Consider the following 26,788-nt stretch of genomic DNA (forward strand, 5'->3'; position numbering starts at 1 on the left):
TCCGGCCGATTTCGACGATGCGGTTCAGTCTTTCCTTCATCGCCCGGCGCCATATCCGGGCGAGCGAGGCCGCTCCGCCCGGCCTCGACCGGATATTTGCGAACCTAACGATGCCGATTGGAGACCAACAGGATCGGAGGAACCGAGGGGACAGAGCAGGCCAGCAACTTCGTTGCCGCGCAATCGTTCGCCCTATGCTTCCGGTCGTGACGTTTCACAGACAACGTAACAACCTCAGTCTGCCTTGCCAAAACAGGACCAGTCATGATCAGGGAATTGATGTCGTCACGCCGCTTTGCGCCGCTGTTCTGGGCGCAATTCTTCTCGGCGCTCAATGACAACGTGCTCAAGAATGCGCTCGTCATCATCCTGCTCTACAGCGCGGCAACGAGCCACGGCGATGCGCTGGTGACGGTGGCAGGCGCCGTCTTCATCTTCCCCTACTTCATCCTGTCCGGGCTCGGCGGCCAGCTCGCCGACAAATACGTCAAATCCGTCGTCGCAAGGCGGCTCAAATTCGTCGAGATCTTTGCAGCTTGCTTCGCCGCTGCCGGCTTCTTCCTGCATTCGGTACCGCTCTTGTTCGCCGCGCTCGCGCTGTTCGGCACCATCGCCGCGCTGTTCGGCCCGGTGAAATACGCGATGCTGCCGGACCAGCTCGAGCTCGGCGAACTCGCGACCGGCAACGCGCTGGTCGAAGGCGCGACCTTCATGGCGATCCTGCTCGGCACCGTCGCGGGCGGCCAGTTCGTCGCCGGCTCCGCGCATATGGGCTGGGTCGCATCCGCCGTGGTCGTGCTGGCCGTGTTGTCCTGGGCGTTCGCGTCCCGCATTCCGCAGACGACGCCCTCCGCGCCTGAGCTGCCCGTCGACGCCAATCCCTGGACCTCGACGGTGAGCCTGCTCAGGACGCTTCGTGCCGACCATCGCCTTTGGGACGGCACCGTGATCGTCTCCTGGTTCTGGCTGGTCGGCGCCATCGTGCTGTCGCTGCTGCCGGCGCTGATCAAGGACGTCGTCGGCGGCACCGAGGGCGTCGTGACGCTGTGCCTTGCCATCTTCGCGATCGGCATCGCCATCGGCTCGCTGTTTGCCGCCAGCCTCAGCCACGTTCGCCCGAACCTCGCGCTGGTGCCGATCGGCGCCATCATCATGGGCTTTGCCGGCCTCGATCTCGCCTGGGCCATCGGCGTCACCGCAAAGGGGCACGAGATCACCGCGCTCGGCTTCGCGACTTCGTTCGGTGGCCTGCGCATGCTGGCCGACTTCGTCGCCTTCGCCTTCGGCGGCGGCCTGTTCGTCGTTCCGTCCTTTGCCGCGGTCCAGGCCTGGTCGCAACCTTCCGAGCGCGCCCGCATCATCGCCGCCGGCAACGTGCTGCAGGCCGCCTTCATGGTGGTCGGCTCGCTGTTCGTCGCGCTGTTGCAGGCGGCAGGTCTGCATATCGGCTGGATCTTCTTCGGCCTCGGCGTCGCCAGCTTCGGCGCGGTGTGGTTCGTGCTGACCAAGTGGGGCAAGGAAGGCGTGCGCGATGCTGGCGGGCTTCTGTTCCGCGCCCTGTTCCGTACCGAGGTGCGCGGCCTCGAAAACCTGCCGCCTCCCGGCACGCGCATGCTGATCGCGCCGAACCATGTCAGCCTGATCGACGGCCCGCTGCTGCACGCCGTGCTGCCGATCGACGCGAGCTTTGCGGTCGACACCGGCATCGCCAAGGCCTGGTGGGCCAAGCCGTTCCTGCGCGCCGTCAAGCACTACACTATGGACCCGACCAAGCCGCTGGCTGCGCGCGACCTGATCAAGCTGGTGGCGGCGGGCGAGCCTGTCGTGATCTTCCCTGAGGGACGCATCACCGTCTCGGGATCGCTGATGAAGGTGTATGACGGCACCGCGATGATCGCGGACAAGGCTGACGCCGTGGTCGTGCCGGTCCGGATCGAAGGCGCGCAGCGCTCCTATCTCAGCTATCTCAACTCCAGCCAGATCAAGCGGTCCTGGTTTCCGCGCGTGACGGTGACGATCCTGCCGCCGGTCAAGCTTCCGGTCGACGAAACGCTCAAGGGCAAGGCACGCCGCAACGCTGCCGGCGCCGCGCTGCAGGACGTCATGATCGACGCCCTCGTCAAGAACGCCATGCTCGATCACACGCTGTTCGAAGCTCTCGGACACGCCTATCGCGACCGCGACACCGGCAAGGTCATCATCGAGGACGCGCTCGGCACCAAGCTGACTTATCGCAAGCTGATCCTCGGCGCGCAGGTCCTGAGCCGCAAGCTCGAGAACGGCACCGCAACCGGCGAGAATGTCGGCGTGCTGCTGCCGAACTCCGCGGGCGTCGCCGTCGTCTTCATGGCGCTGCAGAACAGCGGCCGGGTGCCGGCGATGCTCAATTTCTCGGCCGGTCCGGTCAACGTGCTCGCCGCCATGAAGGCCGCGCAGGTCAAGACCGTGCTGACGTCGAAGGCCTTCATCGAGAAAGGCAAGCTCGACAAGCTGATGACTGCGATCTCCGCGGAGGCACGCGTCGTCTATCTCGAGGACGTCCGCGCCTCGATCGGCATCGCCGACAAGATCAAGGGCCTGCTCGCCGGCACGACGCCGCGCGTGCCCCGCCAGGCCAACGATCCCGCCGTCGTGCTGTTCACGTCGGGCTCGGAAGGTACGCCCAAGGGCGTGGTGCTGTCCCACCGCAACATCCTCGCCAACGCGGCGCAGGCGCTGGCGCGGGTCGATGCCAATGCCAACGACAAGGTGTTCAACGTGTTGCCGGTGTTCCACTCGTTTGGACTCACGGGCGGAATGATGATGCCGATGCTGGCGGGCATTCCGATCTACATGTATCCCTCGCCGCTGCACTACCGGATCGTGCCCGAGCTGATCTACCAGACCGGCGCTACGATCCTGTTCGGCACGGATACGTTCCTGACCGGCTATGCGCGCTCGGCGCACGCTTACGACTTCCGCACCCTGCGCCTCGTCATCGCCGGCGCCGAGGCGGTCAAGGACCGCACGCGGCAGGTCTTCATGGAGCGCTACGGCATTCGCATCCTCGAAGGCTATGGCGTCACCGAGACGGCGCCGGTGCTGGCGATGAACACGCCGATGGCCAACCGCCCCGGCACCGTCGGCCGTCTCTCGCCGCTGATGGAAAGCCGCCTCGATCCGGTCCCTGGCATCGAGGAAGGCGGACGCCTCTCGGTGCGCGGCCCGAACGTGATGCTCGGCTACCTCAGGGCCGAAAATCCCGGCGTGCTCGAAAAGCTCCCCGACGGCTGGCACGACACCGGCGACATCGTTTCGATCGACGCGGCCGGCTTCATCACCATCAAGGGCCGCGCCAAGCGCTTTGCCAAGATCGCGGGCGAAATGGTCTCGCTGTCGGCGGTCGAAGCCATCGCGACGGCGTTGTGGCCGCAGGCCGCATCGATCGCCGTGTCGATCCCCGACCAGCGCAAGGGCGAGCGCATCGTGCTGCTGACGACGGAGAAGAATGCCGAGCGCAGCGCGATGCAGGCCCAGGCCAAGGCGATCGGCGCCTCCGAGCTCACCGTGCCCGCTGCGATCATGGTGGTCGACAAGGTGCCGCTGCTCGGCACCGGCAAGACCGACTATGTCACGGCCACGACGATGGCCCGCGAGCAGGGATCCCCGCCCGAGCGCGAGGTGGCGTAAGAGGTTGCGAGACGGGCGGCGCGGGGTCACGCCGCCGTCCGTCGCTCCTGCGCATAGCGCACCAGCGCGGCGAAGCGATAAAGGCCGTGCACGAACTTGCCGTAGGGCATCGTGATGAACAACGCGAACACGGCGCCGAGATGCAGCGCGAGCAGCGGTCCCATCGCGGCAGTCTCGCGCAGCACCAGCAGCAGCATTCCGGTGAGGCCGGTCAGGAACAGCATGGCGATGAAGCCGACGTCCATGCCGTAGCTGTATTCGTCGAGCAGCGCGGGATCGCGCCGCATCTTGGCGGCGAACAGGCCGATCGGCCCGACGATCAGGCCGATGCCGCCGAGCGTGCCGAGCACCACGGGCAGGTCCCACCACGGATACGGCGCCTCGCGGCCGAGCAGATAGTGATAGAGCGTCGCGACCGACGTCGCTGCGAAGCACAGGATGAAGCCGTAGAAAGTCAGGTGATGATAGAGCTTGCGCCGGTCGGTCGGCTTGTCGTCTTCGTTGTAGCAGCCGACGCCGCCGCCATGGAGATAGCGCAGCTCACCGGCGTCGCGGATCGCCTGAAAGATCGATCCGCCGTCGGCGCGGTTGCCGATCGGTGTGCCGATGTCGCGCCAGAAGGCACGCACGCTCATGACGAGTGCGAGGATCGCGTAGAGGAATGCGGCGCCAAACAGCGCGACCATCGCGTTGTGCGGCATCAGCTTGTAGAAGGCGCCGGGCCCGGTGTGCACGCCGAACAACACGCCGCGGTCATTCAAGGCGGCAAAGCCGAGAATGAAGATCGCCATGCTGAGCGCGGCGGTGATGCTGATGACGAGGCCGTTGCGCGCGAAGGCGCCGGATAGCGGCCGCGGCCAGGCATAGGCCGCATAGGACTCCGCGCGCGCAACCGCCAACGTCTTCGGGACGTTGACGTTGAATTCGTGCGGCGGCGAGAACTGGCAGTCGACGTAGCAGGCGCCGCAGGAATGGCAGAGATTGGCGAGATAGTTGAGATCGCCGTCGGAGAAGGCGCGCCGCATCTCCATGGCCGGAAACACCGCGCACAGGCCCTCGCAATAGCGGCAGGAATTGCAGACCGTCATCAGACGGTCGGCTTCGTCGAGAATCCTAGTTCCGTGCATGTTTCGCCGCTTCCCGTCCTGCGATCCGCCCGAACACGCTGCCGATCGTCATGCCCATGCCGGCCGCATAGCCCTTGCCGAGCACATTGCCGGCCATGATCTCGCCGGCCGCGAACATGTTGGCGGAGGGCTTGCCGTCCTTCATCAGCATTCGCGCCTCCTTGTTCACGCGCGTGCCGAGATAGGTGAAGGTGATGCCGGGCCGCACCGGATAAGCGAGAAAAGGCGGCGTCTCGATCCGGCGCGCCCAATGCGTCTTGGGCGGCGTGATGCCCTCCGTCACGCAATCATCCAGAATGGTGTGGTCGAAGGTCCCGGGCCGCACCGCGGCGTTGAACTCGGTGATGGTCTGTTCCAGCGCGGCCGGATCGAGCGCGAGCTTGCCGGCGAGCTCCGCGATCGTCTGCCCGGCGATCGGCGGAAACAACGTCGGCATGAAGCTGGTCACGACGGTGGAATCGAAGATGATGTAGGCGATCTGGTCGGGCTGCGCCGCGACCAGCCGGCCCCAGATCGCGTACCGCTTCGGCCAGAGGTCCTCGCCCTCGTCGTAGAAGCGCTGGGCATGCTTGTTGACGACGATGCCGAACACGACGGAGTCGTGCCGCGTGATGATGCCGCCGTCGAATTTCGGCGCGCGGGCATCGATCGCGACCGCATGACACTGCGTGGGATCGCCGACCTCCTGCACGCCCTTGTCGAGCAGCATCTTCAGGATCGAGCCGCGGTTATAGGGCGTGCCGCGGATCAGGAAGTTGTCGGCGGCCTCGCCCCAATATTGCTTGAGCCATTCGATGTTGGCCTCGAACCCGCCGGCGGCGGCGACCAGTGATGTCGCGCGGATCTCGGTCTCGCCCTTGATCGGCCGCTGGAGGCGCGCGGCGAGGAACATGCCGTCCTCGATCACGAGATCGACGACTTCGGCGTCGTATTCGACGTCGACACCGAGCCGCTCCGCGGTGAGATAAAGCGCGTTCAGCATCGCCCGCCCGCCGCCCAGGAAGAAGGAGTTGGTGCGGCCGAGGCTCAGCGTGCCGCCGAGCGAGGGCTGCCAGCGCACGCCCTGCTCCACGATCCAGTTCAGGATGTCCTTGGATTCGCGGATCATGTGACGCGCCAGCACCTCATCGGTCTGTCCGCCCGTGACGCGCAAGAGATCTTCCCAGAACTCTTCCTCTGTATAGGGTCCAGTCAGGATCTCGGTGGGGGCATCATGGGCGCAGCGCATGTTGCGGGTGTGGCGGGTGTTGCCGCCGCGATAGAATTTTGGCGCGCCTTCGAGCACGAGCACCGAGGCCCCGCCGCGCCGCGCGCTGATCGCCGCGCACAGGGCGGCATTGCCGCCGCCGATCACCAGCACGTCGTATTTGCTGCTCATCCCGTCTGCCCGACGGCATGCGAGATTGGAGAAATTCTGTCCATCAGTGGCATGCTCGACCTTCCAGCGTTGCGCATTTTGTCGACAACTAGCGCCTCGCCCTGCGCACTGGACGCGCGTCTTCAGCCGAAGCCGATAAGGCATTGTCGAGAGCCTCGGTCGGACCGCCCAGCGTGCGCGTCAGGCGGATGGCTGCCTTCAGCAACAGCGACGTCATCGTCTTGATATTGTCCCTCGTGAAGCGCGGCTTCGGCCCCGAGAGCGACAAGGCGCCGACGCACTTGCCGCCGGACCCGAACACGGGGCAGGCCAGCCCGGCACAATCCGGATCGCGCTCCCCGAACGACACTGCGATGCAGCCCTCGCGAATCGCGTCATAGGTCGCGCCTTTCTCACCGTCGAAGGCGAGGATAACCCGGCCCGCCGCCCCGCGCTCCAGCGGCAGCAGCATGCCGGCCTCGACGCGGTCGAGCGTAGAGTGTTGGGAATCGACGCGGAACACGCAGAGCCGGCGCTTGGCATCATGCCGGACGTGGTACGACGGACTTTCGGCGCCGTCGGCCACGAGCTGGCGCAGCAGCGGCATCACTCGATCATGCAGATTGTTGTTGCGCTGGTACACCGCACCCAGCCGGAACGGCGTCGGCCCGAGATGGTAGCGGCCGTCGGCGAGTTGCACGAGGTAGCCGAATTCCTGAAGCGAGGCCATCAGCCGCAACAGCGTGCTTTTGTACATCTTGGTGCGCTTGGCAAGCTCCGCCAGCGTCATCGGCTCCGGGGCATCCTCGAACGCGGCAAGGATCGTCAGAGCGCGGTCGACGGCGGCGACACCGGGCGAAGGCATGGCGTTTCCTATTGGGGGAATCCGGAGAAATCGATGAGCTTAGCGATGACGGGAAAGTAAGCATCCCCCATCCCCTTGTCGATCGTCTCCTGGAAGATGGTGCGCATAAGCGCGGCGCCGCGCAGGTTGAGCCCAGCCTGCGCGCCGAGCTCCAGCGCATAGGAGAGGTCCTTCATTGCATATTCAGTGGAGAACGCCCGCAGCGGAAACTCCCCGGCGACGATCGCCTTCATGCCGTGATTGCGCAGGGCAAAACTGTCCGCCGACCCCTTGGACAACGTCTCCAGCAGCAGCTTCGGCTCGACGCCGCTGTGCTTGGCAAGCGCGACGGCCTCCGCCAGCGCATTCACCGTCTCGAACAGCACCATGTTGTTGAGGATCTTCGTCACTTGGCCTGCGCCGGTTACGCCACAGAGAGTGACGTCGGTCGCAAAATGCCGGATCAGCGGCTCGACCGCGGCGAACTGCTCGGCTGTCGCGCCGACCATAACGCTGAGCGTGCCGTCCTGGGCTGCCTGGCGGGTGCGCGCGATCGGCGCATCGATCCAGAGCGCGCCCTTCTCCGCGAGCTGCTTCGCGAATGAACGGGTCAGGCCGACGTCGGACGTGCCGAGATCGATCACAGTCTGGTCGCGCTTGACCGCCGGCAGGATGCTCTCGAAGACCGACATGACGTGCTTGGCGCTGGGCAGGCACAGGAAGACCGTCTGTGCGCCGGCGACGACATCCCCGATCGACGTCGTCGCCGTCGCTCCGTCAGCTGCGACCCGAGCCAACGGCTCCGCAGCAAGGTCGAAGGCAAGCACCGGCCGGCCGCTCTTGCGCAACAGGTTGCGGCAGATCGGCTCGCCCATGACGCCAAGACCGATGAACCCAATCGAACCAGACATTCCTTAACTCTCCCTCGAAGTCGTGTGGCCGGGCGGACGCCGGTCCCGCCCGGCCGGCGCAGTTACTTTACCAGCGGGCAGCCGCCTTCGCTCAACGGCCGGAATACCTCGTCGCCCGGCTTGGAGCCGACGATCCGGTAATAGTCGAACTTGTACTTGGACTCCTCCGGCTTCTTCACTTGCACGAGATACATCGTGTGCAGCACGCGCCCGTCGGGGCGGACCGCAACGTCCTTGTTGTACATGTCGTTGACCTTCAGCTCGTGCATCTTGGCGGCAACGACCGTTGCATCGGTGGTGCCCGCTGCCTTGACGGCGGCGAGGTAATGTCGGACGCCGCTGTAGACGCCTGCCTGCACCATGCTCGCGACCTTGCCGTCCATCAGCGTCGAGTAGCGCTTCGACCAGGCCCGGGTCTGCTCGTTGAGGTCCCAGTAGAACGAGGTCGTCACCTGCAAACCCTGCGTGACCTTCAGGCCAAGCGAGTTCACATCCGTGATGAAGACCAGGAGGCCGGCGAGCTTCTGGCCGCCCTCGACGATGCCGAACTCACCAGCCTGCTTGATCGCGGTCTGCACGTCCGCGCCCGACGTCGCAAGGCCAACGACGTCGGCCTTGGATCCCTGCGCCTGCAGCAGAAAGGACGCAAAATCCGCAGTGCCGAGCGGATGCGCGGCCGAGCCGATCACTTTGCCGCCGGCGACGTCGATGAACTTCGTGGCATCGCGCTGAAGCGCGTGACCGAAGGCGTAGTCGGCTGTCACGAAGTACCAGGTCTTGCCGCCAGCCCGCGTGATCGCGTCGCTGGTCAGCTTCGACAGCGCGTAGGTGTCGTAGTTGAAGTGGAAGCTGATCGGCGAGCAGGACTTTCCCGTGAAATCGGACGAGCCCGGACCCGAGATGACGAAGATCTTGTTCTTCTGCTTGGCGACTTCCAGGATGGCAAAGCCGGCCGAGGAGGCTGCGCCGTCCGCGATCATGTCGACGCCCTCATTGTCGAACCATTTGCGCGCAGTTGCCGATGCGATGTCCGGCTTGTTCTGATGGTCGGCCGAAATGATCTCGATCTTCTTGCCGAGGAGTTCGTTGCCGAAATCCTCCGCGGCGAGCCTTGCGGCGGCGACCGAGCCCCGCCCTCCATTGTCGGCGAACACACCGGACTGGTCGTTGAGAACGCCGATCCTGATGACATCGTCGGCCGCGACCGCGGCACTCGTCTGCGCGGCCAGAGCGACCGCAATCATCCAACGCAACTTCATAACATACGCCTCCCGTTTACGACTTTTGCTTATCGAGGATGTTTTGCAGCACCGGCGCGATGTAGCGGCGGAACTGGCCTGGGTTTTCACTCATCGGAAAATGGCCGAGCCGCTCCATGACGGTGGCCTTCGCACCGGGAATCCCGGCGGCGGTCCGCAGCGTGTCCTCCGGCGTGCAGGAGAAATCGTACTCGCCGGTCAGCAGATAGAGCGGGCACTGGTTGACGTCGATGTTGCCGGTGCGACCACGCAGATCGCCATCGACGCGATAGAAATAAAGATCGCCCTTGAAGATGCCGGGTCCGCCCTGCTTGTAGCCCCACAGTGTCTCGTTGCGCGCACCCTCAGGACCGCCAGGCGCGATCAATCCCGATACCAGCGCGGCGCAGACCTCGCCGCCATGAACATCGGGCCGGTTCAGCCAGGTCGTTTCGTACCAGGGCTGCTGGAAGTCGGCGGCCTCAAGGCCGATCAGAGCGCGAAACTCGTGAGCATGCGCAATGGCGAGATTGAGCACGATGCGGCCACCGATCGAGCAACCCATCACCACCGGCCGCTCTAGCCCAAGCGCGCTGCAGAAGGCGCGGATCGTCGCCGTGTAGCTCGCGGTGGTCAGCCGGTATTCGCTGCCATATCGGCTGTCCGGGGGATTGGACTTACCATGCCAGGGCATGTCGAAGGTGATGACTCGGAAATGCCTCGTGAACTCGTCGTCCACGAGCAGATGACGCCACTGCCGCGCGTCGGAGCCGGCGGTGTGGAGGCAAACCAGGGGAATGCCGCTGCCGTTCTCCTCGAAATAGATCCTGTTGACCTCGCCATCGATCTCGACGTGCACGTAGCGCCCGACAATCGGCTCGATGAAGCCGTTCATGACGCGCCTCCGAACCCGCTGCGCCGCGGTAGCGCCAGAAGATCCTTGAAATACTGAAGGTACGCCATGAACGGATGCAGATCGCCTTCGAGCGTCGCCTGCCCGCGCTTGGTCAACGCCAGCAGATCGTGCCATCCCGCCGGCGGCATTCGTTGCCAATATGCGGCGAACGCGGCGGGCGTCGCGCGATAGGAGAAGCGCCAGGAACGCATCAGCACTGGCGCCGGCGCCATGTCGACGATCCGACCGGCCCGAATGGCGAGGTGGAATGGCTGCGTGCTCGGCCCGAGCAGGCAATCCACATCGAGCCAGCGACCACGGGCAGTGAGGGCCTCGTCGCGGATCAGCAAATCGGGAATCGCCTTGAAGGCTTCGATGACGGCATCGGGCGTGAATGGCACCGGTGAGCCGTCGTCCTGCCGGACGCGTTCGAATTCCATTGTCTCGTCCCTCAATTGCGTTCGTTCTATTGTACAGAACGATATTCTGTTTCTATTCCAGTTTCTATACAGGGCTTGTGAGCGAACTCAAGTGCGCAGGAGCCGTGGGGCCGCGCGCCGTGGCGGAAGCAGGCCGACCGCGCGAGAGAGACCGCTTGATTTCAAGCTTCGAAGACGCGCGCGACCAGCCAATAGCCGCCGAGCAGGCCGATCATGGCAGAGAACGTGTAAACCAGCCCCGCCGCCCTCACCGGTTCGGACCGGTCCCCTCCGCTCCATCGATCGGCGAGACGGAGGGTCGGCAACGCGACCGCAACGATCGCGACCTGCCCGATCTCGACGCCGATGTTGAAAGCGGCAAGCGCCGGCACGGCTGTGTTTGGCGGTAACCCGATGTCACGCAGCACCCCCGCGAAGCCGAAGCCGTGGATCAAGCCGAACAGAAAAGCCACGCGCCAGCGCCTGTCGACGTCGCGCGAGAAGAAGTTCTCCACAGCCACGAAGACGATCGAGGCCGCAATTGCAGGCTCCACGATGCTGCTCGGAATCACGAGAACATCGAGCGCGGCCAGCGACAAGGTGATTGAATGGGCAATGGTGAAGGCCGTCACGATTTTGACGACGGGCATGAGCCGTCGCGCCCACAGCACCACCGCGATCAGGAATGCGATGTGATCGTAACCGAGGAAGATGTGCTCGATGCCGGTGATGACATAGCGCTGCATCGTCGACCACAGCGACGGCGGCGCGGTTGAAAGCGTGACCGTCGTGTTGCCGGCGTCGAGCAAGGCCTGCGTTTCCGACCGCCCCTGCGCAATCAGCACGACTTGTCGAGCAGCCTTGTCCTTCTCGGTCAGCACGGTGGAACGATAGATGAGATCGCCGGCGGCGTCCGCGCAGGCAAAGCTGTTGCGATAGACGACGCCGTCGCCGTCGGCCAAGATCGCGGCATCTCCGGCAACACAGGCCTTGGCACCACCTGTGACAGCCAGGTGCGTGCCCATATAGGCAAGGATCGCGGGCTTGGCCGCTTCGACCGCGACAGGATCGACCGCGTCCCGTCTCGGATCATAGATCTTCGTACCGATCAGGCGATCGACATCGCTGCCCTTCAACCCGAGCTCGACGCTCACCGAGCGATCAGGGCTCAGCCCCACGCGCGCGGTGACGAGATTGACCTCATGTGCCTCTGCCGGAAAAGCGATGCCGAGCAGCACCCAGAACCCCGCCAGAAGCAGCCGCCTCATGATCCCGCTCCATCGCGCTCACGCCAGCACATCCGCCACCACGGCCTTCAGGACGTCCCGCGCATCGGCCGGCTTCAGCCGGACCTGCAAGCCGCGCTGGCCTCCATTGAGATAGACGAGATCATGCGCAAGCGCGCTCTGCTCGATCACGGTGCGCACAGGCTTGCGCTGCCCGAACGGGCTGATGCCGCCGACCTTGTAGCCGGTGACGCGCTCGGCCTCGGGCGGCTTCATCATCTGCGCCGACTTGCCGCTCGCCGCCGCCGCCAGCTTCTTCATCGAGACCTCCTGGTTGGACGGCACGACCACGCACACCGGCTTGCCGTCGACCAGCGCCATCAGCGTCTTCAGGACGCGCGCCGGCTCCTCGCCGAGCGCGGCCGCCGCCTGCAGCCCGATGCTCTCGGCGTCGGGATCATAGTCGTAGGTGTGCACGGTGAAGGCAACACCGGCGGCCGTGAGTGCGCGTGTCGCGGGGGTGACTTTGGACATGCGTCACATGTAGCACCGTCATTGCGAGGAGCGAAGCGACGAAGCAATCCAGAATCTTGCCGCGGAGGCAGTCTAGATTGCTTCGCTTCGCTCGCAATGACGGTGTGGGCACCATGCGCCCCACCCATGACGTCCCCTACTCCGCCGCGTCACGCATCTCGGCGCGCTCGGCCCTCGCCGCGCAGAACTTGAACTCCGGGATCTTGCCGAACGGGTCCAGTGCCGGGTTGGTGAGCAGGTTCGCCGCCGCCTCGGCGTAGCAGAACGGCATGAACACCATGTTCTCCGGCACGTCGCGGTCGGAGCGGACCTTGACCTCGACGGCGCCGCGGCGGGTCTCCAGGCGAATGAAATCGCCGGGCACCAGCTTCTTCTTGCGCATGTCCTTTGGCGACATGAACGCGACCGCCTCGGGCTCGATCTGGTCAAGCACCTGGGCGCGGCGCGTCATCGAGCCGGTGTGCCAGTGCTCCAGCACGCGGCCGGTCGAGAGCACCATCGGATATTCGTCGTCGGGAATCTCGTCCGGCGGGATGACCTTGGCCGGCACGATCTTGCCGCGGCCGCTCGCAGTCGGGAAACCTGTGGTGAAGATGATCTCGTTGCCGGGCTTGTTCGGATCGTCGACCGGATAGGTCACCGCGCCTTCGCGCACCAGCCGCTCCCAGGTGATGTTCTTCAGCGACGGCATCAGCTCTGCCATCTCGGTGAAGACGTCGCCGGGTCCGGCATAGTTCCACGGCAGGCCCATGCGCTTGCCGATCTCCTGGATGATCCAGAGATCCTGGCGCGCATCGCCGGGCGGCTTGATCACCTGACGCGCCAGCTGCACGCGGCGGTCGGTGTTGGTGAAGGAGCCGTCCTTCTCGGCGAAGGCCGAGGCCGGCAGGATCACGTCGGCGTGGAACGCAGTCTCGGTGACGAAGAGGTCCTGCACCACGAGATGATCGAGCATCGCCAGCGCGTGGCGCGCGTGCTGCAGATCGGGATCGGACATCGCTGGATTCTCGCCCTCGATATACATGCCCGTGATCTCGCCGGCATGGATCGCGTTCATGATCTCGACAACGGTCAGGCCGCGGACGGGATCGAGATCCTGCTGCCAGAGCTTTTCGAAACTGCCGCGCAGATCGTCGCGGCCGACCGGCTGGTAGTCCGGCAGGAACATCGGGATCAGGCCGGCATCGGAGGCGCCTTGCACGTTGTTCTGGCCGCGCAGCGGATGCAGGCCGGTGCCGGGACGGCCGACCTGGCCGGTGATCAGCGCGAGCGCGATCAGGCAGCGCGCATTGTCGGTGCCGTGGACGTGCTGGCTGATGCCCATACCCCAGAAGATGATCGACGATTTCGCGCGCGCATAGGTGCGCGCCACCTCGCGCAAGGTCTGCGCCGGGACGCCGCAGATCGGCTCCATCTTCTCCGGCGTGAACTCCTTGATCTTCTCCTTGAGCTCCTCGAAACCCTCGGTGTAGCCGGCGATGTACTGGTCGTCGGTCAGGCCCTCAGTGATGATCGTGTTGATCATCGCGTTCAGCATGGCGACGTCGGAGCCGGGCTTGAACTGCAGATGCTTGGTCGCATGCCGCGACAGCGACTGCCGGCGCGGATCCATAACGAACAGTTTTGCGCCGTTCTGCTTGACCGCGTTCTTGATGAAGGTCGCCGCAACCGGATGGTTCACAGTCGGATTGGCGCCGATCACGATGATGACCTCGGCGTCCATGGCGGCAGAGAACGGTGCCGACACCGCGCCCGAGCTGAGGCCTTCGAACAGCGCCGCGACCGACGAAGCGTGGCAGAGGCGCGTGCAGTGATCGACGTTGTTGGAGCCGAAGCCGGTGCGCACCAGCTTCTGGAACAGATAGGCCTCTTCGTTCGAGCCCTTGGCCGAGCCGAAGCCGGCCAGCGCCTTCACGCCCTTCTCGTCGCGGATCTTGACGAGGCCCTTGGCGGCGATGTCGAGCGCTTCCTCCCAGCTCGCCTCGCGGAAATGCGTGAACGGATTGGCCGGATCGACCTGATCGTTCGCATCCTTCTTCGCGTTCGGCAACCGCACCAGCGGCTTCGTCAGGCGATGCGGATGGTGGATGTAGTCGAAGCCGAAGCGGCCCTTCACGCAGAGACGATTGTGATTGGCGGGGCCGTCGCGGCCTTCCGCATAGATCACCTTCTCGTCCTTGACCTCATAGGTGACCTGGCAGCCGACGCCGCAGAACGGGCAGAGCGAATCGACCTTCTTGTCGGCATAGGTGACGCGCGTCTGCTTGTCGTCGAGCATCACGGCCGGCATCAAGGCGCCGGTCGGGCAGGCCTGCACGCATTCGCCGCAGGCCACGCAGGTGGACTCGCCCATGGGGTCGTCGAAGTCGAACACGATCTTGGCGCCGGCATTGCGATAGGCCATGCCGATGACGTCGTTGACCTGGACCTCACGGCAGGCGCGCACGCACAGGCCGCACTGGATGCAGGCATCGAGGTTGACGCGCATCGCCGGATGGCTGGCATCGGTCGCCCAGCGCTCGGCGGCGGGAAAGCGGCTCTCGGTGACGCCTGTCGTCTCGGCCCAGTGCCAGAACTTCGACTCCGGGTCGTGGCTGGTTTCGCGCGCCGGCTGGTCTGCGACCAGCAGCTCCATCACCATCTTCTGCGCAGCAGTCGCGCGGGCGCTCTCGGTCTTCACCTTCATGCCGACCGACGGCGTGCGCTTGCAGGACGCAGCCAGCACGCGCTCGCCCTCGATCTCGACCATGCAGGCGCGGCAATTGCCGTCGGGGCGATAGTCCGGCGCCGGCGAATAGCAGAGGTGCGGAATGTCGCGGCCCTGGCGCTTTGCGACCTGCCAGATGGTCTCGCCGGGTTTGGCCTCGACCTGCTTGCCGTCGAGTTCGAACGTGATCTTGGTCATTCGGCGGCTTCCTTGAACTCGTCAGGGAAATATTTGATCACGGAAGACAGCGGATTCGATGCCGCCTGTCCGAGCCCGCAGATCGAGGCATCGCGCATCGCCTGGCTCAATTCTTCCAGCAAGGCACGGTTCCAGACCGGCCTTTGCATCAGCAGCGCCGCCTTCTGGGTACCGACGCGGCACGGCGTGCACTGGCCGCAGCTCTCGTCCTCGAAGAACTTCATCAGGTTCAGTGCGGCCGACCGCACGCTGTCCTTGTGCGACAGGATCACGATCGCAGCCGAGCCGATGAAGCAGCCGTATTTCTCCAGCGTGCCGAAATCGAGCGGGATGTCGTCCATCGCTGCAGGCAAAATGCCGCCGGATGCACCGCCCGGCAGATAGGCGTAGAACTGGTGGCCGTCGGCCATGCCGCCGCAATATTCCTCGATCAGCTCGCGCACGGTGATGCCCGCGGGCGCGAGCTTCATGCCGGGATTCTTGACGCGGCCCGAGACCGAGAAGCTGCGCAGGCCGTGACGCTCGTGGCGGCCATGGCCCTTCCACCAATCGGCGCCCTTCTCGACGATGTCGCGCACCCACCACAGCGTCTCGATATTGTTGATCAGCGTCGGCAGGCCGAACAGGCCCACCTGGAACGGGTAAGGCGGCTTGTGCCGGGGCAGGCCGCGCTTGCCCTCGATGCTCTCCAGCAGCGAGGATTCCTCGCCGCAGATGTAGGCGCCGGCGCCGCGCCGCAGATGCAGCGTCGGGCCGCCCGACGGAAGCTTTGCGATCTCGCGCTGGAGGATCTCGCGCGAGGCCGGATATTCGTCGCGCAGATAGATGTAGACGTCGCTCGCCTGCACCACGTGGGCGCCGATCAACATGCCCTCGATGAAGCGATGCGGATCGGTTTCGAGATAATAGCGGTCCTTGAACGTACCGGGCTCGCCCTCGTCGCCGTTGATCGCCATCAGCCGCGGCCCGGGCTCGCCCAGCACGGCGCGCCATTTGCGCCCGGTCGGGAAGCCGGCGCCGCCAAGGCCGCGCAGCGAAGCGTCGTCGAGCGCCTTCAGGAGATCGTCCTTCGACAATTCGCCGGAGCGCAGACGATTGAGCAGCTTGTAGCCGCCACCCGCGACGTAGGCATCGTACTCGGTATATTTGGGCAGATGCGTATGAGTATCGCCGGCCTTTGCCGCCGCCATCACATCGGCGACGGTCGCGTGGTCGACGAAATTGTGCCCGACCTCGGCGGCCGGCGCTGTGTCGCAGCGTCCAACGCAGGGCGCGCGCACGACGCGGATGCCGGGACCTGACGCGCTCTGCAGATCTTCGAGCAGGTTCTCGCCGCCAAGCATCGCGCAGGTGAGCGAATCGCAGACCCGGATCGTCAGCGGGGGAATGTCGGGCTCGCCTTCCTTCACCACGTCGAAATGCGCGTAGAAGGTCGCCGTCTCGAACACCTCGGCGAAGGCGAGCTTCATCTCGTCGGCGAGCGCAGCCAGATGCGCCGCCGAGATCTGGTGATACTTGTCCTGGATCAGGTGCAGATATTCGATCAACAGATCGCGCCGCCGCGGCCTGTCGCCGAGCAACAGCTCGATCTCGTGCGCGGCCGTGGGATCGACCTGCCGCCCCTTGGGGGTCGCCTTGGCGCGTCGGCGTCCCTCACCGGGATGCTCGAAGGAGCGGACCTTGTGCACGTCGTCGTGGCTCATCGCTTCGTCTCGATCTCGTCCTTATCAGAACTCCACTTCTATCCTCTGGCATGCCAGATGCCAAGAAAATTATCACGCTCGCGGAAGTGGTTACGCTGCACGGCTCAACAGAGCCCAGCACCGGCCCTGCGTTCTTGAGCAAGGCCGAGCCAAGCCCGAATTGGCCGGGAGATCAATAAAGGCGTCTCATGCTGCGATAGCGAAGTCCTATCGACGTCGCTTGAGGCGCGGCGGGAGCGCAAGGGCCGCCGCCGTGAACATTTCCCTTTCTACGGGGCGTCGCTCTTTTCGACCAGGAACACGATGCGCGCCTCGTTGCGCTCGGTGATCTCGACCTTGTCGCCGGTCTCGCGGATCAGATTGGGAATATCGATCACAGAGAGCGGATCGGTGCAGTGAACTTCGAGCTGGTCCCCTGCCTTGAGCGGCTTGAGCGCCTTCCGCGTCTTGAGGGCCGGCAACGGGCATTTCAACCCGGTGAGATCAAGTGTCGTCCTGGTCATGGCCGCACCATGGCGAGGCGCAGCGGCTGCGTCAACGTTAGGCGGCATCAGATCAGGCTGGCGTAGGGCAGGAAGCCGACGTCCTGCCCCGGCTCGACATTGGTAATGTCCTCGCCGAGTTCGACGAGGCCATCGGTCTCGACCAGCGAGGATAGGAGCCCTGCCCCTTCGCGCGGGAACTTGATCGCCTCGAGCCCGCCGTCCTGCGCGCGCCGCAGCGAGGCGCGCACATATTCACGCCGGCCGGCCTTCTTCTTGTAGGTGAACGCCGCGCGCAGCGGGATGGGCAAGAGCGGCTCCGGCAAGGCGCCCGACAGCGCCAACGCCGTCGGTCGCACCACATGGACGAATGTCACGAAGCTCGCGACGGGATTGCCGGGAAGTCCGATCAACGGCGTGCCGTCGATGATGCCCATCGCGACGGGACGGCCGGGCTTGATCGCCATCCGCCACAGCACCAGCGAGCCGATGCTCTCCACCGCCGCCTTGACGTGATCCTCCTCGCCGGTCGAGACGCCGCCGGTGGTGAGGATCAGGTCATGGCCGCCTGCGACCTGCTTCAGGCCGCGCGCCAGCGACGCTCGCTCATCGCGCAGAATGCCGAGATCGCTGACCTCGCAGCCGAGCCGCCGCAGCATCGCCATCAGCATGAAGCGATTGGAATCGAACAATTGCGAGGCGGCGCGCGGCTCGCCGGGCGAGGCGAGCTCGTCGCCGGTCGAGAACACGGCGACACGGATGCGCCTGACGACGTCGAGCCTCGTCAGGCCGAACGCGGCGGCAAGGGCGACGTGCTGCGGCCGCAGGCGCTGGCCGGCGCGTAGCGCGACCTGACCTTGGGGAATGTCCTCGCCTGCGGGCCGCACATTTGCGCCGGGCTTCAGCCCCGGCGGCAGCACGATCCTGCCTGAAGCATCGACACGGACGTCCTCCTGCATGAAGACGGTCTCCGCATCCTGCGGCATCGGGGCGCCGGTGAAGATGCGCGCGATGTGGCCGGGTTTGATCGGCGCTTGCGCAAGGCCGCCGGCCTGGATGCGGCCGTCGAGCGGGAAGGCCTGCTCTGCGCTTGCCGGAAGGTCGGCATTGCGCACGGCGTAACCGTCGACGGCGGAGTTGGTGAACGGCGGCAGCGGCAAAGGCGCGGCCACATCGCGCGCGAGCACGCGCCCGTCGGCATCGACCAGCGCCACCGTCTCGAGATCGACGATGGCGTTAACGCGCGTCGTGATGAAGCCGACGGCTTCGTCGACCGACATCATCGGGCCGCCGAAGGCAAAGCAATCGTCCGACAGTTGCGCCATGGTGCCTCGTCAGCGTATCGCGGCGCTTCTTGCTACCGCTTCCTCGACCGGCATCGCCGCCCGTAGCATCAATGCCGCCGCGCCTTCGATATCGTCGAGATGGACAGTCGGGAGCCTCGTGTCAACCGCGACGTCGGTCGCAATCCCGGCAATTCCGGGATCGTCCGGAAACAGCAGCGGCTTGCCGTTGGCGGCACGATGCACCTCGATCTTGCGGTGCGGCTCGCGCTTGAATCCCTCGACCACGACGAGATCGACCGCGGAGAGCTTGTCGAGCAGCTCCGGCAGCCGCGGCTCCGCCGCCCCGCGCAGCTCATGCATCAGCGCCCAGCGTTTCGACGAGGCCACCAGAACCTCCGCCGCGCCGGCCTCGCGATGGCGCCAGGAATCCTTGCCGGGCATGTCGACGTCGAACTGGTGATGCGCATGCTTGATCACGGAGACGCGCAGGCCCTGCGCGTTGAAATGCGGGATCAGCCGCGTCAACAGCGTGGTCTTGCCCGCACCGCTCCAGCCTGCAAGGCCGATGACTTTCATTCCGGCTCTCTTTTCCAGCAACCAGCGCTCGCCGATGGAACCACCATCCCCTCCCCGTCATTGCGAGCGCAGCGAAGCAATCCAGACTGCCGCTGCGGAAAGATCCTGGATTGCTTCGCTGCGCTCGCAATGACGACAAGGTGGCATTTCGCTCTCTCCCCTCCATGCCTATATCAGCTTGACCCGAATGTCATGCTAACCTCGCCGCCATGATGAAGATCGACAAAGCCCCGGTGCCCCTGATCGTCCCCAATCCGGATGACCCGCGCCTGACCCAGAGCGTGACCGGTACGGACCAGACCGGCGCCAGGGTCGAAATCAAGGTGCCGATGGAGCGGCCGCTGACGCTCTATTTGAACGCGCAGGAGATCGTCACCATGATGACGATCGGCGACTACCCGGAATATCTGGCGCTCGGCTATCTGCTGAACCAGAACATGCTGAAATATAACGACGTGGTCACCGAGGTCGAGTACGACGATGACCTCCAGGTGGTCGTCGTGCGCACCTCACACCACACCAATTTCGAAGCCAAGCTGAAGAAGCGCACGCAGACCTCCGGCTGCGCGCAGGGCACCGCCTTCGGCGACCTCTTGGAGGCGGTCGAGAGCGTCGCGCTGCCTAAGGCAGAGCTGCGCACCTCCTGGCTCTACCAGATGACGCAGACCATCAACACCATGCCCTCTCTGTACCTCGAGGCCGGCGCGATCCACGGCTGTGTGCTGTGCAAGGAGGGCACCCCGCTCTGCTACACCGAGGATGTCGGCCGCCACAACGCCGTCGATAAGATCGCGGGCTGGATGTACCGCCACGGCGTCGACGCGTCCGACAAGATCCTCTACACAACGGGGCGCCTCACCTCGGAGATGGTGATCAAGACGGTGCGCATGGGCATTCCGATCCTGGTGTCGCGCTCCGGCTTCACCGCCTGGGGCGTCGATCTGGCAAGGCAGGTCGGCCTGACGCTGGTCGGGCGCACCCGCGGCAAGCGCTTCATCGCGCTCGCAGGCGAAGAGCGTATCGTCTACGACCAGAACCTCGCTTATGTCGAAGAGGAATCGGCCAAGCACAAGCGCAAGGGTGAAGGCGGTGACGACTGACATTTCCGCGGCGCGTGTTCCGCCGACTCTCGGCGTGCTGCTCGCCGGTGGGCTCGCGCGGCGCATGGGCGGCGGCGACAAGCCGATGCGCACCATCGGCGGCCGCACCATTCTGGAACGCGTGATCGCGCGCCTTTCGCCCCAGTGCAGCGGACTGATCCTCAACGCCAACGGCGATCCCGCCCGCTTTGCGGCGTTCCGCTTGCAGGTCGTCGCCGACGACGTGCCCGGCTTCCCGGGTCCCCTCGCCGGCATCCTCGCGGCGCTCGACTGGGCCGCGGCGAACCGGCCGCAGATCGAATGGGTGCTCAGCGCCGCCGGCGACTGCCCGTTCCTGCCGCGCGACCTCGTCGCGCGCCTGCATGAGGCGCGCGCGCGTGAGAATGCGCAGCTTGCGGTCGCAGCCTCAGGCGAGCAGTCGCATCCGGTGATCGGCCTGTGGCGCGTCGCCTTGCGCGAGGAGCTGCGCCACGCGCTCGTGGACGAAGACCTCCGCAAGATCGACCGCTGGACCGCGCGCTATCCGCTCGCAACGGTGACCTGGCCGAACGAGCCGCTCGATCCGTTCTTCAATGCCAACACGGTCGAGGACATTGCCGAGGCCGAGCGGCTGGCGGCGCTGGATGACGCATCCTAGCGACTCTATGATTTCGGAAACTCGTTGAGGAGCTGCGCCCAGATGATCGCGAAGGCGATCAGGCCGCAAATGCCGACGGCAGTGGTGAAGCGCGGCAAACGGCCGATCGCAACCAGCACCCAGGCCGGCAGGAAGAACGCCCCGAAGACCATGCCCAGCGGAAACACCGCGAGCCATTGAAAGCCGCTGCCGTCCCCGGGCGGAACATTCGCGATGTAATGGAAGGTGTAGAGCCAGAACAGCGTGCCGGCCGCCGCGACGAGAGCAGCGATCTTGCGGAAATTGAGGGGCGTCGATGCAGTCATGACCTGGCTCATGTTCCTTGGTCGCTGCGGCGCCCCGCCAAGTTCATGACGTCTTGAACCGGACCTGGAACGGGAGCGACCACAGGTCTGGACATTCCCCGGACGAAGCCATGGCCGCCCCTCTCTTGAATACGATCTTCGAATTCGTCGACTTCGTCTTCGATCTCTCCGAGACGATCGATCGCACGAGGCAGCTGAGCAAGCCTGACATCGTCGAGGTGCCGCCGGATCCAAAGCCGCTGCCACCCGCCGCGCGGCGCGCGCTTGCCGAGGCCGAGGATCGTGAGCGCAAGCGAGAGCAGGCCGCTCAGGCCGCCAGCCGTACCGACCAGGCATCGTAGCCGTAGACCTCTCATGGCTCGAACGCGTCGTGGTCCCTCGTCTATGCGGGCCGGAAGCCCGCTCGCGCGAGCGACGCGCGTACCTCGTTGGAGCCGAGTGCGTCGAGAAACGCCTGCACTGCCGGCCGTTGCTTTCGCGCACTCACCAGCGCGAAGTCATAATGCTCTTCCGCGAGCGGAATGAAACCGAGGCCGACGGCGTGGGCGACCGGCGCAATGGTCATGCCCCAATCGGCCCGGTGCTGCGCGACGGCCGCCGCCACCGCGTTGTGCGAACGCGGCTGGTTCCAGTAGCCTTCCGGCCGCGCGCCGCCGAGCAGCCGGTCGATCAGGATGCGCGTGCCGGCGCCCTGGTTGCGGTTGACTATGATGCAGGCGTGATCAGCGAGCGCCGCCGCAACGGCGTCCTTTGCACCAAGACCTTCGAAACGTTTGTCGTCCTTGCGGAAGACGATGCCCTGCATCCGCCGCCAGCCTGGCACGAGCTCGAGACCTTCGACGAGATAGGGCGTGTTGTAGGTCTCGCTTCTATCGTCGAACAGGTGGATCGGCGCGAGATCGCATTCGCCACGTTTGGCTGCTGCAAGCCCGCCGAGGCTGCCGACCGCGATCGAGCGCACGGTGAGACCAGCATGCGCGAGCTGTGCGGTGACGAGATCGAGGCCGGTGCAATGACTGCCGACGATGACGAGATCCGGCACGCGCACATGCGGCGTGAACAGCGTCACCTCGGTCTCGGTGCCGGCCGGCATCTGGTCGGCAAGTGCGTCGATGCGCAGAAAGCCGTCCGCCTGAGCAAAGGACGTGATCGCACCAGACCCCTTGCCGGAGGGATAGGCGATGAGGCCCTCCCTGCCCTCAACCAGCGAGACCATGACGAATTCGGTGCGGCCGAGCTCGGAAGCGATGCGTACCGGCACGGTCGCGTTCACCTTGGCATCGGAGCGCGGCGGCAGTCCGGCCATCCTGCGCAGCACCGGCACGATCATGTCGTGGAAGGTGAACATCGCCGAAGTCGGAAAACCCGGCAGGATCACGACAGGCTTGCCGTCGCACACCGCAAGACACAACGGCTTGCCGGGCTTGAGCGCGACGCCATGGGCGATGATGCCGGGTGCGCCGAGCCGGCTGATGATGCGATGAGAGAGGTCGCCCGCGCCTTTCGACGTGCCGCCCGAGAGCACCAGCATGTCGGCTTCCGCAAGCGCGTTGCGCATGGCGGCTTCGAGCCTGGCTTCGTCGTCCGGAACAGCGCCGAGGAAGACGGCCTCGCCACCGTTTTCGTCGACCGCGGCCGCGACGATGGCGCCATTGGTATCGTAGATCTCGGCGGGCCCGAGCACCTCGCCGGGCTGAACCAGCTCATCGCCGGTGGAGATCACGGCAACCCGCGGCCTGCGCGCGACACCCACCTCGGCGATGCCGCAAGCCGCCAGCATGCCGATCTCGCGCGAGCCGATGATGGTGCCGGCGCGCAGCAGCGCCTCGCCGCGCGCAATGTCGGACCCGGCATACGAGACGAATTGCCCCGGCGACACGGCGCGACGGACATCGATCGCATCCTGGCCGGCCGGCTGGGTGTGCTCGACCATCACCACGGCATCGGCGCCGCGCGGCAACGGACCGCCGGTGGCGATCGCCGTTGCGGTTCCGGCCGCCACCTGCAGCGTCGGCGCGGTCCCGCAATGAACGGTCTCGCCATTCAGCGCGAGGCGCACGGGCGCGCCCTCGCCGGCCGCCGCAAGGTCGGCGGAGCGCACGGCAAAGCCGTCGACATTGGAGCGGTCGAACGGCGGCACGTCGATCGTTGCCGTGATATCTTCGGCGAGGGCAGCGCCCAGCGCGGCTGCGAGCTTGCGCGTTTCAGTTCGAAGCGCGCGCGGGAACAAGGCCGCCTCGAAGCGCGCCAAGGCCTCTTCGCGCGACAGGATCTTGAGGAACTGCTCCTGCTCGAGCGCGCTGCGGTCCGGTGATTTCGGGATCATCGTCATGCCAGAACCCTTATCACGCCCGCATCAGATACGCATCGATCGGCGTACCTGCCGCAAATCCCTCGTCGCTGGCGGAAATGAGCAGCCATGCGTCCGCACGGGCGATGGCCTGAAGCGGCCATTCGCCCACGGCAAGCGGCATCCAGGCACGATGTTCCTCAGCCAGCAAAGCGATCTCCGTGATGCCGACGCTGGAGGCGATCTTTCGCGCAAGCGGCAGCGACACTTTTCGACGCGGCCGACGCGCCGACAAACGGTCTGCGAGCGGCAGCGCGAGTGCAAGCCAAGCTGCAAGCGCGGAATCGGGCGAGCCGGGCAAGGCGACGACGGGAACCCGTCCCAACCGTCCGACCGCAGCGGTGCGTCCCGGCTGCAGCGCAAGGCCGTGCGCCATCACCTCGCCGCGCCGGGCGAGGGCGGCGATGGCGGCGTCCTGGCGGCCGACGCCGCTGCCGCCGATGGTCAGCAGGACATCGCAGGAGGACGCATCGAGCGCATCGGCAATCGACGCTGCATCGCGCGCACGCGCTGGATGCGTTTCCACATCCAGTCCCGCTGTGTGCGCGATCCCGGCAATCGTCTGCGCCGCGACCGTCCCACCCGGCACATTGACTATGCGCAGCCGCGGCCGCCTCACGGCGAGTTTGTCCCCGCCCGCCACACGCGCCAGCAACAGGTCCGCCGCACGGATGGGATGGCCGGCGTCCCCCACGGCCCTACGCGCGGTGATGTCGCTGCCTGCGCGCCTGACACCCTGCCCCGGCGCGCCCTCTGCGAGCACCTGGGCAAGCGGCCCCGACGTCTCCACGGCGTCGGCATCGAGCACGCAGTCGCATCCCGCCGGCAGCGCCTCGCCCGCCTCGACCCATGCAGGAGCCATTGCCAGCGGCACAGGCGAGTAAGCGGAGGCCCCGACGAGATCGTTGGCAGATAGCGCCCAACCATCCACGGCCGCAACGTCCCGCGACGGATAGGCGGCAAGCAGCGGCGCACCCGCCGCGATGCAGCCGATTGCGTCCGCCAGCGGCACGTCCATCGGCGCGACGGGATCAACGCCCTGCAGCAGCGCGGCGAGCGCGGTGTCGAGCGGCGTGAGCGAAGGCGGCAGGCGCTGGGTCATGCGCCATGAGGACCATGCATCGTCCGGTTTGGCAACCGCCGGCGGTGCCGGCCTCAACCCTCAGCCGCCCGACCTGTCCGAATTGGGGAAGAACAGCTGCTGTCCGTCCACCTTGTAGCCGGCGATCGCCGTCTGCCCCTCCGGCGATGTCAGCCAATCGACGAAGGTCTGCGCGAGGTCCTTCTTCACGTTCGGGAACTTCGCAGGGTTCACCAGCATCACACCATATTGGTTGAGCAGCCGCCGGTCGCCTTCGACGACGATGTCGAGATCGCCGCGATCGCTGAACGCGATCCAGCTGCCGCGATCCGCAAGCACATAGGCATTGGCCGCGCGCGCGGCCCCGAGCGATGCGGCCATGCCGGGCCCGGCCTCGCGATACCAGGCGCCCTTGGCGCTCGCGATGTCGATGCCGGCAACGATCCAAAGCGCGAGCTCCGCGGCATGAGTGCCCGACCGATCGCCACGCGTCACGAACGGCGCGCCTTTGGCTTCGATCGCCTTCAGCGCCGTCGCGATGTCCTTGCCCTTTACGCCCGCGGGATCGCTCTTCGGCCCGATCAGCACATAGTCGCTGTACATCACGTCGTATCGCTTCACGCCAAAGCCGTCGGCGACGAACTTCTCCTCCTGAGGCCGCGCGTGCATCAGCACGACGTCGACCTCACCCCGCCGCGCCCCATCGAGCACTTCGTCGGCGCGCCGCGCGATCACGGTGACGTCGATGCCGGTCTTGTCGCGGAAGATCGGCAGCAGATAGTCGAGCAGCCCGGATTCCTGCGTCGCCGTCGTCGAAGCGAGGACAATGCTGCGGTCCTCCGCGGCCGAAGCCGCAACGCCTGCGGCAAGGCCGCAGAGAAGCGCAAGTGCAACGGACAGGCGGCCCATGATCGGGTTCCCTCAGGTTTGACGCCGTCATGATGATGATCGATTGCGCCGCACTCGTGACGCGTTTTTGCGCTGCCGGCCGGGAAATTTCGGCAACTTCATCGCGGCGCACCGGGCGCGCGATCTCTTTAGGATCGTTCACCAAAGCAGAGATCGCGCGTGCGGATGTGTTGCAAAGCAGCGAGATGATCGGGCATGGTTCCCTGCGACAAATATCTGAAATGCAGAATTCCACCTGCGTCGGACGTCAAAAAGAAGCAAGAATTTGCATAGGAATGCAGGATGGAATTCCTGACCACCAGCGAAGCCGCCGATTACCTTCGGCTCGGCGAACGCAAGCTTTACGAGCTCGTCACCACCGGTGCGATCCCCTGCAGCAAGGTGACGGGGAAATGGCTGTTCCCACGGCACGAGCTCGACCTCTGGGTCCTGTCGGGCCTTGCGCGTCCGGCCGGCATGTTGATCGCCGAGCCGCCGCCGGTCGTCGGCGGCAGCCACGACGAACTGCTCGATTGGAGCCTGCGCGAGTCCGGCTCGGGGCTCGGATCGATGAGCGAGGGCAGCGCGCGCGGGCTCGAGCGCTTGCAGCGCAATGAGGTGATGGCTGCGGCGGTGCACTTCCACGCGCTCGATGCCGGCGACAATTTCGCTAACGATGCCAGCATCGAAGCGCTGCGGACCACGCCGGACCTGCATGATGCGGTGCTGATCGCGTTCGTGCGCCGCGAAGAGGGTCTCCTGCTGCCGCACGGCAATCCCAAGCGCCTGCACAGCCTGACCGACGTGCTCGCAGCCGGGGCCCGGATGGCGATGCGGCAACAGGGCACGGGCGCGCAGATGCTGCTCGACGTGCTGCTCAAGCGCGCCGGCGCCTCGATGCGGGACTTGCGCCGGATCGAGACGCCGGCGCTGACCGGCCCGGATCTGGCCGAGCTGGTTCGCGCCGGCCAGGCCGATTGCGGCATCGCGACGCGCGCCGCGGCGCGTTCGGCCGGTCTCGATTTCGTGCCGCTGGTCTGGGAGAATTTCGACCTCGCGATGCGGCAGCGCAGCTATTTCCGCCCCGCGATGCAGGCCTTGCTCCGCTTCCTGAACGAGCGGCGGCTGCGCCAGCGCGCGGAGGAGCTGACCGGCTACGATCCCTCCCCCGCAGGGCAGATCCGCTTCGCAGCCTGACATTGACGCCAGCCCCCTAATAGTTGCAAAAGAAACCAATTCGACCGGGCCATACCCG

General features: G+C 65.8%; 23 protein-coding genes. 5 read left to right on the forward strand and 18 right to left on the reverse strand.

Features of this window, described 5'->3' with window-relative positions:
• The first annotated feature begins 264 nt into the window (after nucleotides 1-264).
• Nucleotides 265-3,669 carry an acyl-[ACP]--phospholipid O-acyltransferase gene (locus tag XF30_RS33885; protein ID WP_109145105.1) on the forward strand — a complete coding sequence of 1,135 codons (3,405 nt, stop codon included), beginning with the start codon at nucleotides 265-267 and terminating at the stop codon, nucleotides 3,667-3,669.
• Between the two features lie 26 nt (nucleotides 3,670-3,695).
• Here the strand turns inward: XF30_RS33885 and tcuB are convergent, their stop codons facing one another.
• The 14 genes from tcuB to mobB all read right to left on the reverse strand — a co-directional run bounded on the left by tcuB (nucleotide 3,696) and on the right by mobB (nucleotide 19,172).
• On the reverse strand, nucleotides 3,696-4,796 hold the full coding sequence (tcuB, locus tag XF30_RS33890; protein ID WP_109145106.1) for a tricarballylate utilization 4Fe-4S protein TcuB: 1,101 nt from the start codon (nucleotides 4,794-4,796) through the stop codon (nucleotides 3,696-3,698).
• Nucleotides 4,783-6,174 carry an FAD-dependent tricarballylate dehydrogenase TcuA gene (gene tcuA / locus XF30_RS33895; RefSeq protein WP_109145107.1) on the reverse strand — a complete coding sequence of 464 codons (1,392 nt, stop codon included), beginning with the start codon at nucleotides 6,172-6,174 and terminating at the stop codon, nucleotides 4,783-4,785. The genes tcuB and tcuA overlap by 14 nt, the downstream gene beginning before the upstream one ends.
• A gap of 88 nt (nucleotides 6,175-6,262) precedes the next feature.
• Nucleotides 6,263-7,018: an IclR family transcriptional regulator gene (locus XF30_RS33900; protein WP_109145108.1), complete on the reverse strand. Its 756-nt coding sequence runs from the start codon at nucleotides 7,016-7,018 to the stop codon at nucleotides 6,263-6,265.
• Between the two features lie 8 nt (nucleotides 7,019-7,026).
• On the reverse strand, nucleotides 7,027-7,908 hold the full coding sequence (locus XF30_RS33905; protein WP_109145109.1) for an NAD(P)-dependent oxidoreductase: 882 nt from the start codon (nucleotides 7,906-7,908) through the stop codon (nucleotides 7,027-7,029).
• 62 nt (nucleotides 7,909-7,970) lie between these two features.
• The gene (locus tag XF30_RS33910; protein ID WP_051057080.1) at nucleotides 7,971-9,167 is read right to left on the reverse strand and encodes an ABC transporter substrate-binding protein; all 1,197 of its coding nucleotides are present in this window, start codon (nucleotides 9,165-9,167) and stop codon (nucleotides 7,971-7,973) included.
• A gap of 16 nt (nucleotides 9,168-9,183) precedes the next feature.
• The gene (locus tag XF30_RS33915) at nucleotides 9,184-10,041 is read right to left on the reverse strand and encodes an alpha/beta fold hydrolase (protein WP_109145110.1); all 858 of its coding nucleotides are present in this window, start codon (nucleotides 10,039-10,041) and stop codon (nucleotides 9,184-9,186) included.
• Complete coding sequence (locus XF30_RS33920; RefSeq protein ID WP_036011397.1) at nucleotides 10,038-10,481, reverse strand: hypothetical protein; 444 nt, start codon at nucleotides 10,479-10,481, stop codon at nucleotides 10,038-10,040. The genes XF30_RS33915 and XF30_RS33920 overlap by 4 nt, the downstream gene beginning before the upstream one ends.
• A 161-nt stretch (nucleotides 10,482-10,642) precedes the next feature.
• Entirely contained in the window at nucleotides 10,643-11,728 is a 1,086-nt protein-coding gene (locus XF30_RS33925; protein ID WP_036011399.1) for a HupE/UreJ family protein, read from the reverse strand.
• A gap of 18 nt (nucleotides 11,729-11,746) precedes the next feature.
• Entirely contained in the window at nucleotides 11,747-12,220 is a 474-nt protein-coding gene (ybaK, locus tag XF30_RS33930) for a Cys-tRNA(Pro) deacylase (protein ID WP_109145111.1), read from the reverse strand.
• 136 nt (nucleotides 12,221-12,356) lie between these two features.
• A complete protein-coding gene (fdhF, locus tag XF30_RS33935) occupies nucleotides 12,357-15,125 on the reverse strand; it encodes a formate dehydrogenase subunit alpha (protein WP_109145112.1) in 2,769 nt (922 codons plus the stop codon).
• Nucleotides 15,122-16,828: an NADH-ubiquinone oxidoreductase-F iron-sulfur binding region domain-containing protein gene (locus XF30_RS33940; RefSeq protein ID WP_109145113.1), complete on the reverse strand. Its 1,707-nt coding sequence runs from the start codon at nucleotides 16,826-16,828 to the stop codon at nucleotides 15,122-15,124. Before XF30_RS33940 ends, fdhF begins: the two co-directional genes overlap by 4 nt.
• Before the next feature lie 269 nt (nucleotides 16,829-17,097).
• A complete protein-coding gene (locus tag XF30_RS33945; RefSeq protein ID WP_036011410.1) occupies nucleotides 17,098-17,331 on the reverse strand; it encodes a sulfurtransferase TusA family protein in 234 nt (77 codons plus the stop codon).
• A gap of 47 nt (nucleotides 17,332-17,378) precedes the next feature.
• The gene (locus XF30_RS33950) at nucleotides 17,379-18,635 is read right to left on the reverse strand and encodes a molybdopterin molybdotransferase MoeA (RefSeq protein ID WP_109145114.1); all 1,257 of its coding nucleotides are present in this window, start codon (nucleotides 18,633-18,635) and stop codon (nucleotides 17,379-17,381) included.
• 9 nt (nucleotides 18,636-18,644) lie between these two features.
• Entirely contained in the window at nucleotides 18,645-19,172 is a 528-nt protein-coding gene (gene mobB / locus XF30_RS33955) for a molybdopterin-guanine dinucleotide biosynthesis protein B (RefSeq protein ID WP_109145115.1), read from the reverse strand.
• 209 nt (nucleotides 19,173-19,381) lie between these two features.
• On the opposite strand from mobB, the gene fdhD reads away from it, so the two are divergent.
• On the forward strand, nucleotides 19,382-20,272 hold the full coding sequence (gene fdhD / locus XF30_RS33960) for a formate dehydrogenase accessory sulfurtransferase FdhD (protein ID WP_036011418.1): 891 nt from the start codon (nucleotides 19,382-19,384) through the stop codon (nucleotides 20,270-20,272).
• Nucleotides 20,253-20,909 (forward strand): molybdenum cofactor guanylyltransferase MobA, encoded by a 657-nt coding sequence (gene mobA / locus XF30_RS33965; RefSeq protein WP_192893329.1) that lies wholly within the window; start codon nucleotides 20,253-20,255, stop codon nucleotides 20,907-20,909. The genes fdhD and mobA overlap by 20 nt, the downstream gene beginning before the upstream one ends.
• 5 nt (nucleotides 20,910-20,914) lie before the next feature.
• Here the strand turns inward: mobA and XF30_RS33970 are convergent, their stop codons facing one another.
• A complete protein-coding gene (locus tag XF30_RS33970) occupies nucleotides 20,915-21,214 on the reverse strand; it encodes a hypothetical protein (protein ID WP_109145958.1) in 300 nt (99 codons plus the stop codon).
• A 110-nt stretch (nucleotides 21,215-21,324) separates the two neighbouring features.
• Between XF30_RS33970 and XF30_RS33975 the strand changes: the two genes are divergently transcribed.
• Nucleotides 21,325-21,555: a hypothetical protein gene (locus tag XF30_RS33975; protein WP_036011421.1), complete on the forward strand. Its 231-nt coding sequence runs from the start codon at nucleotides 21,325-21,327 to the stop codon at nucleotides 21,553-21,555.
• 41 nt (nucleotides 21,556-21,596) lie between these two features.
• On the opposite strand, the gene XF30_RS33980 is transcribed toward XF30_RS33975, so the two are convergent.
• Genes XF30_RS33980 through XF30_RS33990 form a run of 3 tightly spaced genes read right to left on the reverse strand, consistent with a single transcriptional unit; the run spans nucleotide 21,597 to nucleotide 25,554 of the window.
• Nucleotides 21,597-23,546 carry a molybdopterin biosynthesis protein gene (locus tag XF30_RS33980; protein WP_109145116.1) on the reverse strand — a complete coding sequence of 650 codons (1,950 nt, stop codon included), beginning with the start codon at nucleotides 23,544-23,546 and terminating at the stop codon, nucleotides 21,597-21,599.
• Between the two features lie 13 nt (nucleotides 23,547-23,559).
• Complete coding sequence (locus XF30_RS33985) at nucleotides 23,560-24,666, reverse strand: molybdopterin-binding protein (protein ID WP_109145117.1); 1,107 nt, start codon at nucleotides 24,664-24,666, stop codon at nucleotides 23,560-23,562.
• A gap of 60 nt (nucleotides 24,667-24,726) precedes the next feature.
• Nucleotides 24,727-25,554 (reverse strand): ABC transporter substrate-binding protein, encoded by an 828-nt coding sequence (locus tag XF30_RS33990; RefSeq protein WP_036026620.1) that lies wholly within the window; start codon nucleotides 25,552-25,554, stop codon nucleotides 24,727-24,729.
• 282 nt (nucleotides 25,555-25,836) lie between these two features.
• Between XF30_RS33990 and XF30_RS33995 the strand changes: the two genes are divergently transcribed.
• Nucleotides 25,837-26,730 carry a substrate-binding domain-containing protein gene (locus XF30_RS33995; RefSeq protein WP_109145118.1) on the forward strand — a complete coding sequence of 298 codons (894 nt, stop codon included), beginning with the start codon at nucleotides 25,837-25,839 and terminating at the stop codon, nucleotides 26,728-26,730.
• Nucleotides 26,731-26,788: the final 58 nt, after the last annotated feature.

Origin of the sequence: Bradyrhizobium sp. SUTN9-2 (assembly GCF_003122645.1) — a bacterium.
GTDB classification, from domain to species: domain Bacteria; phylum Pseudomonadota; class Alphaproteobacteria; order Rhizobiales; family Xanthobacteraceae; genus Bradyrhizobium; species Bradyrhizobium yuanmingense.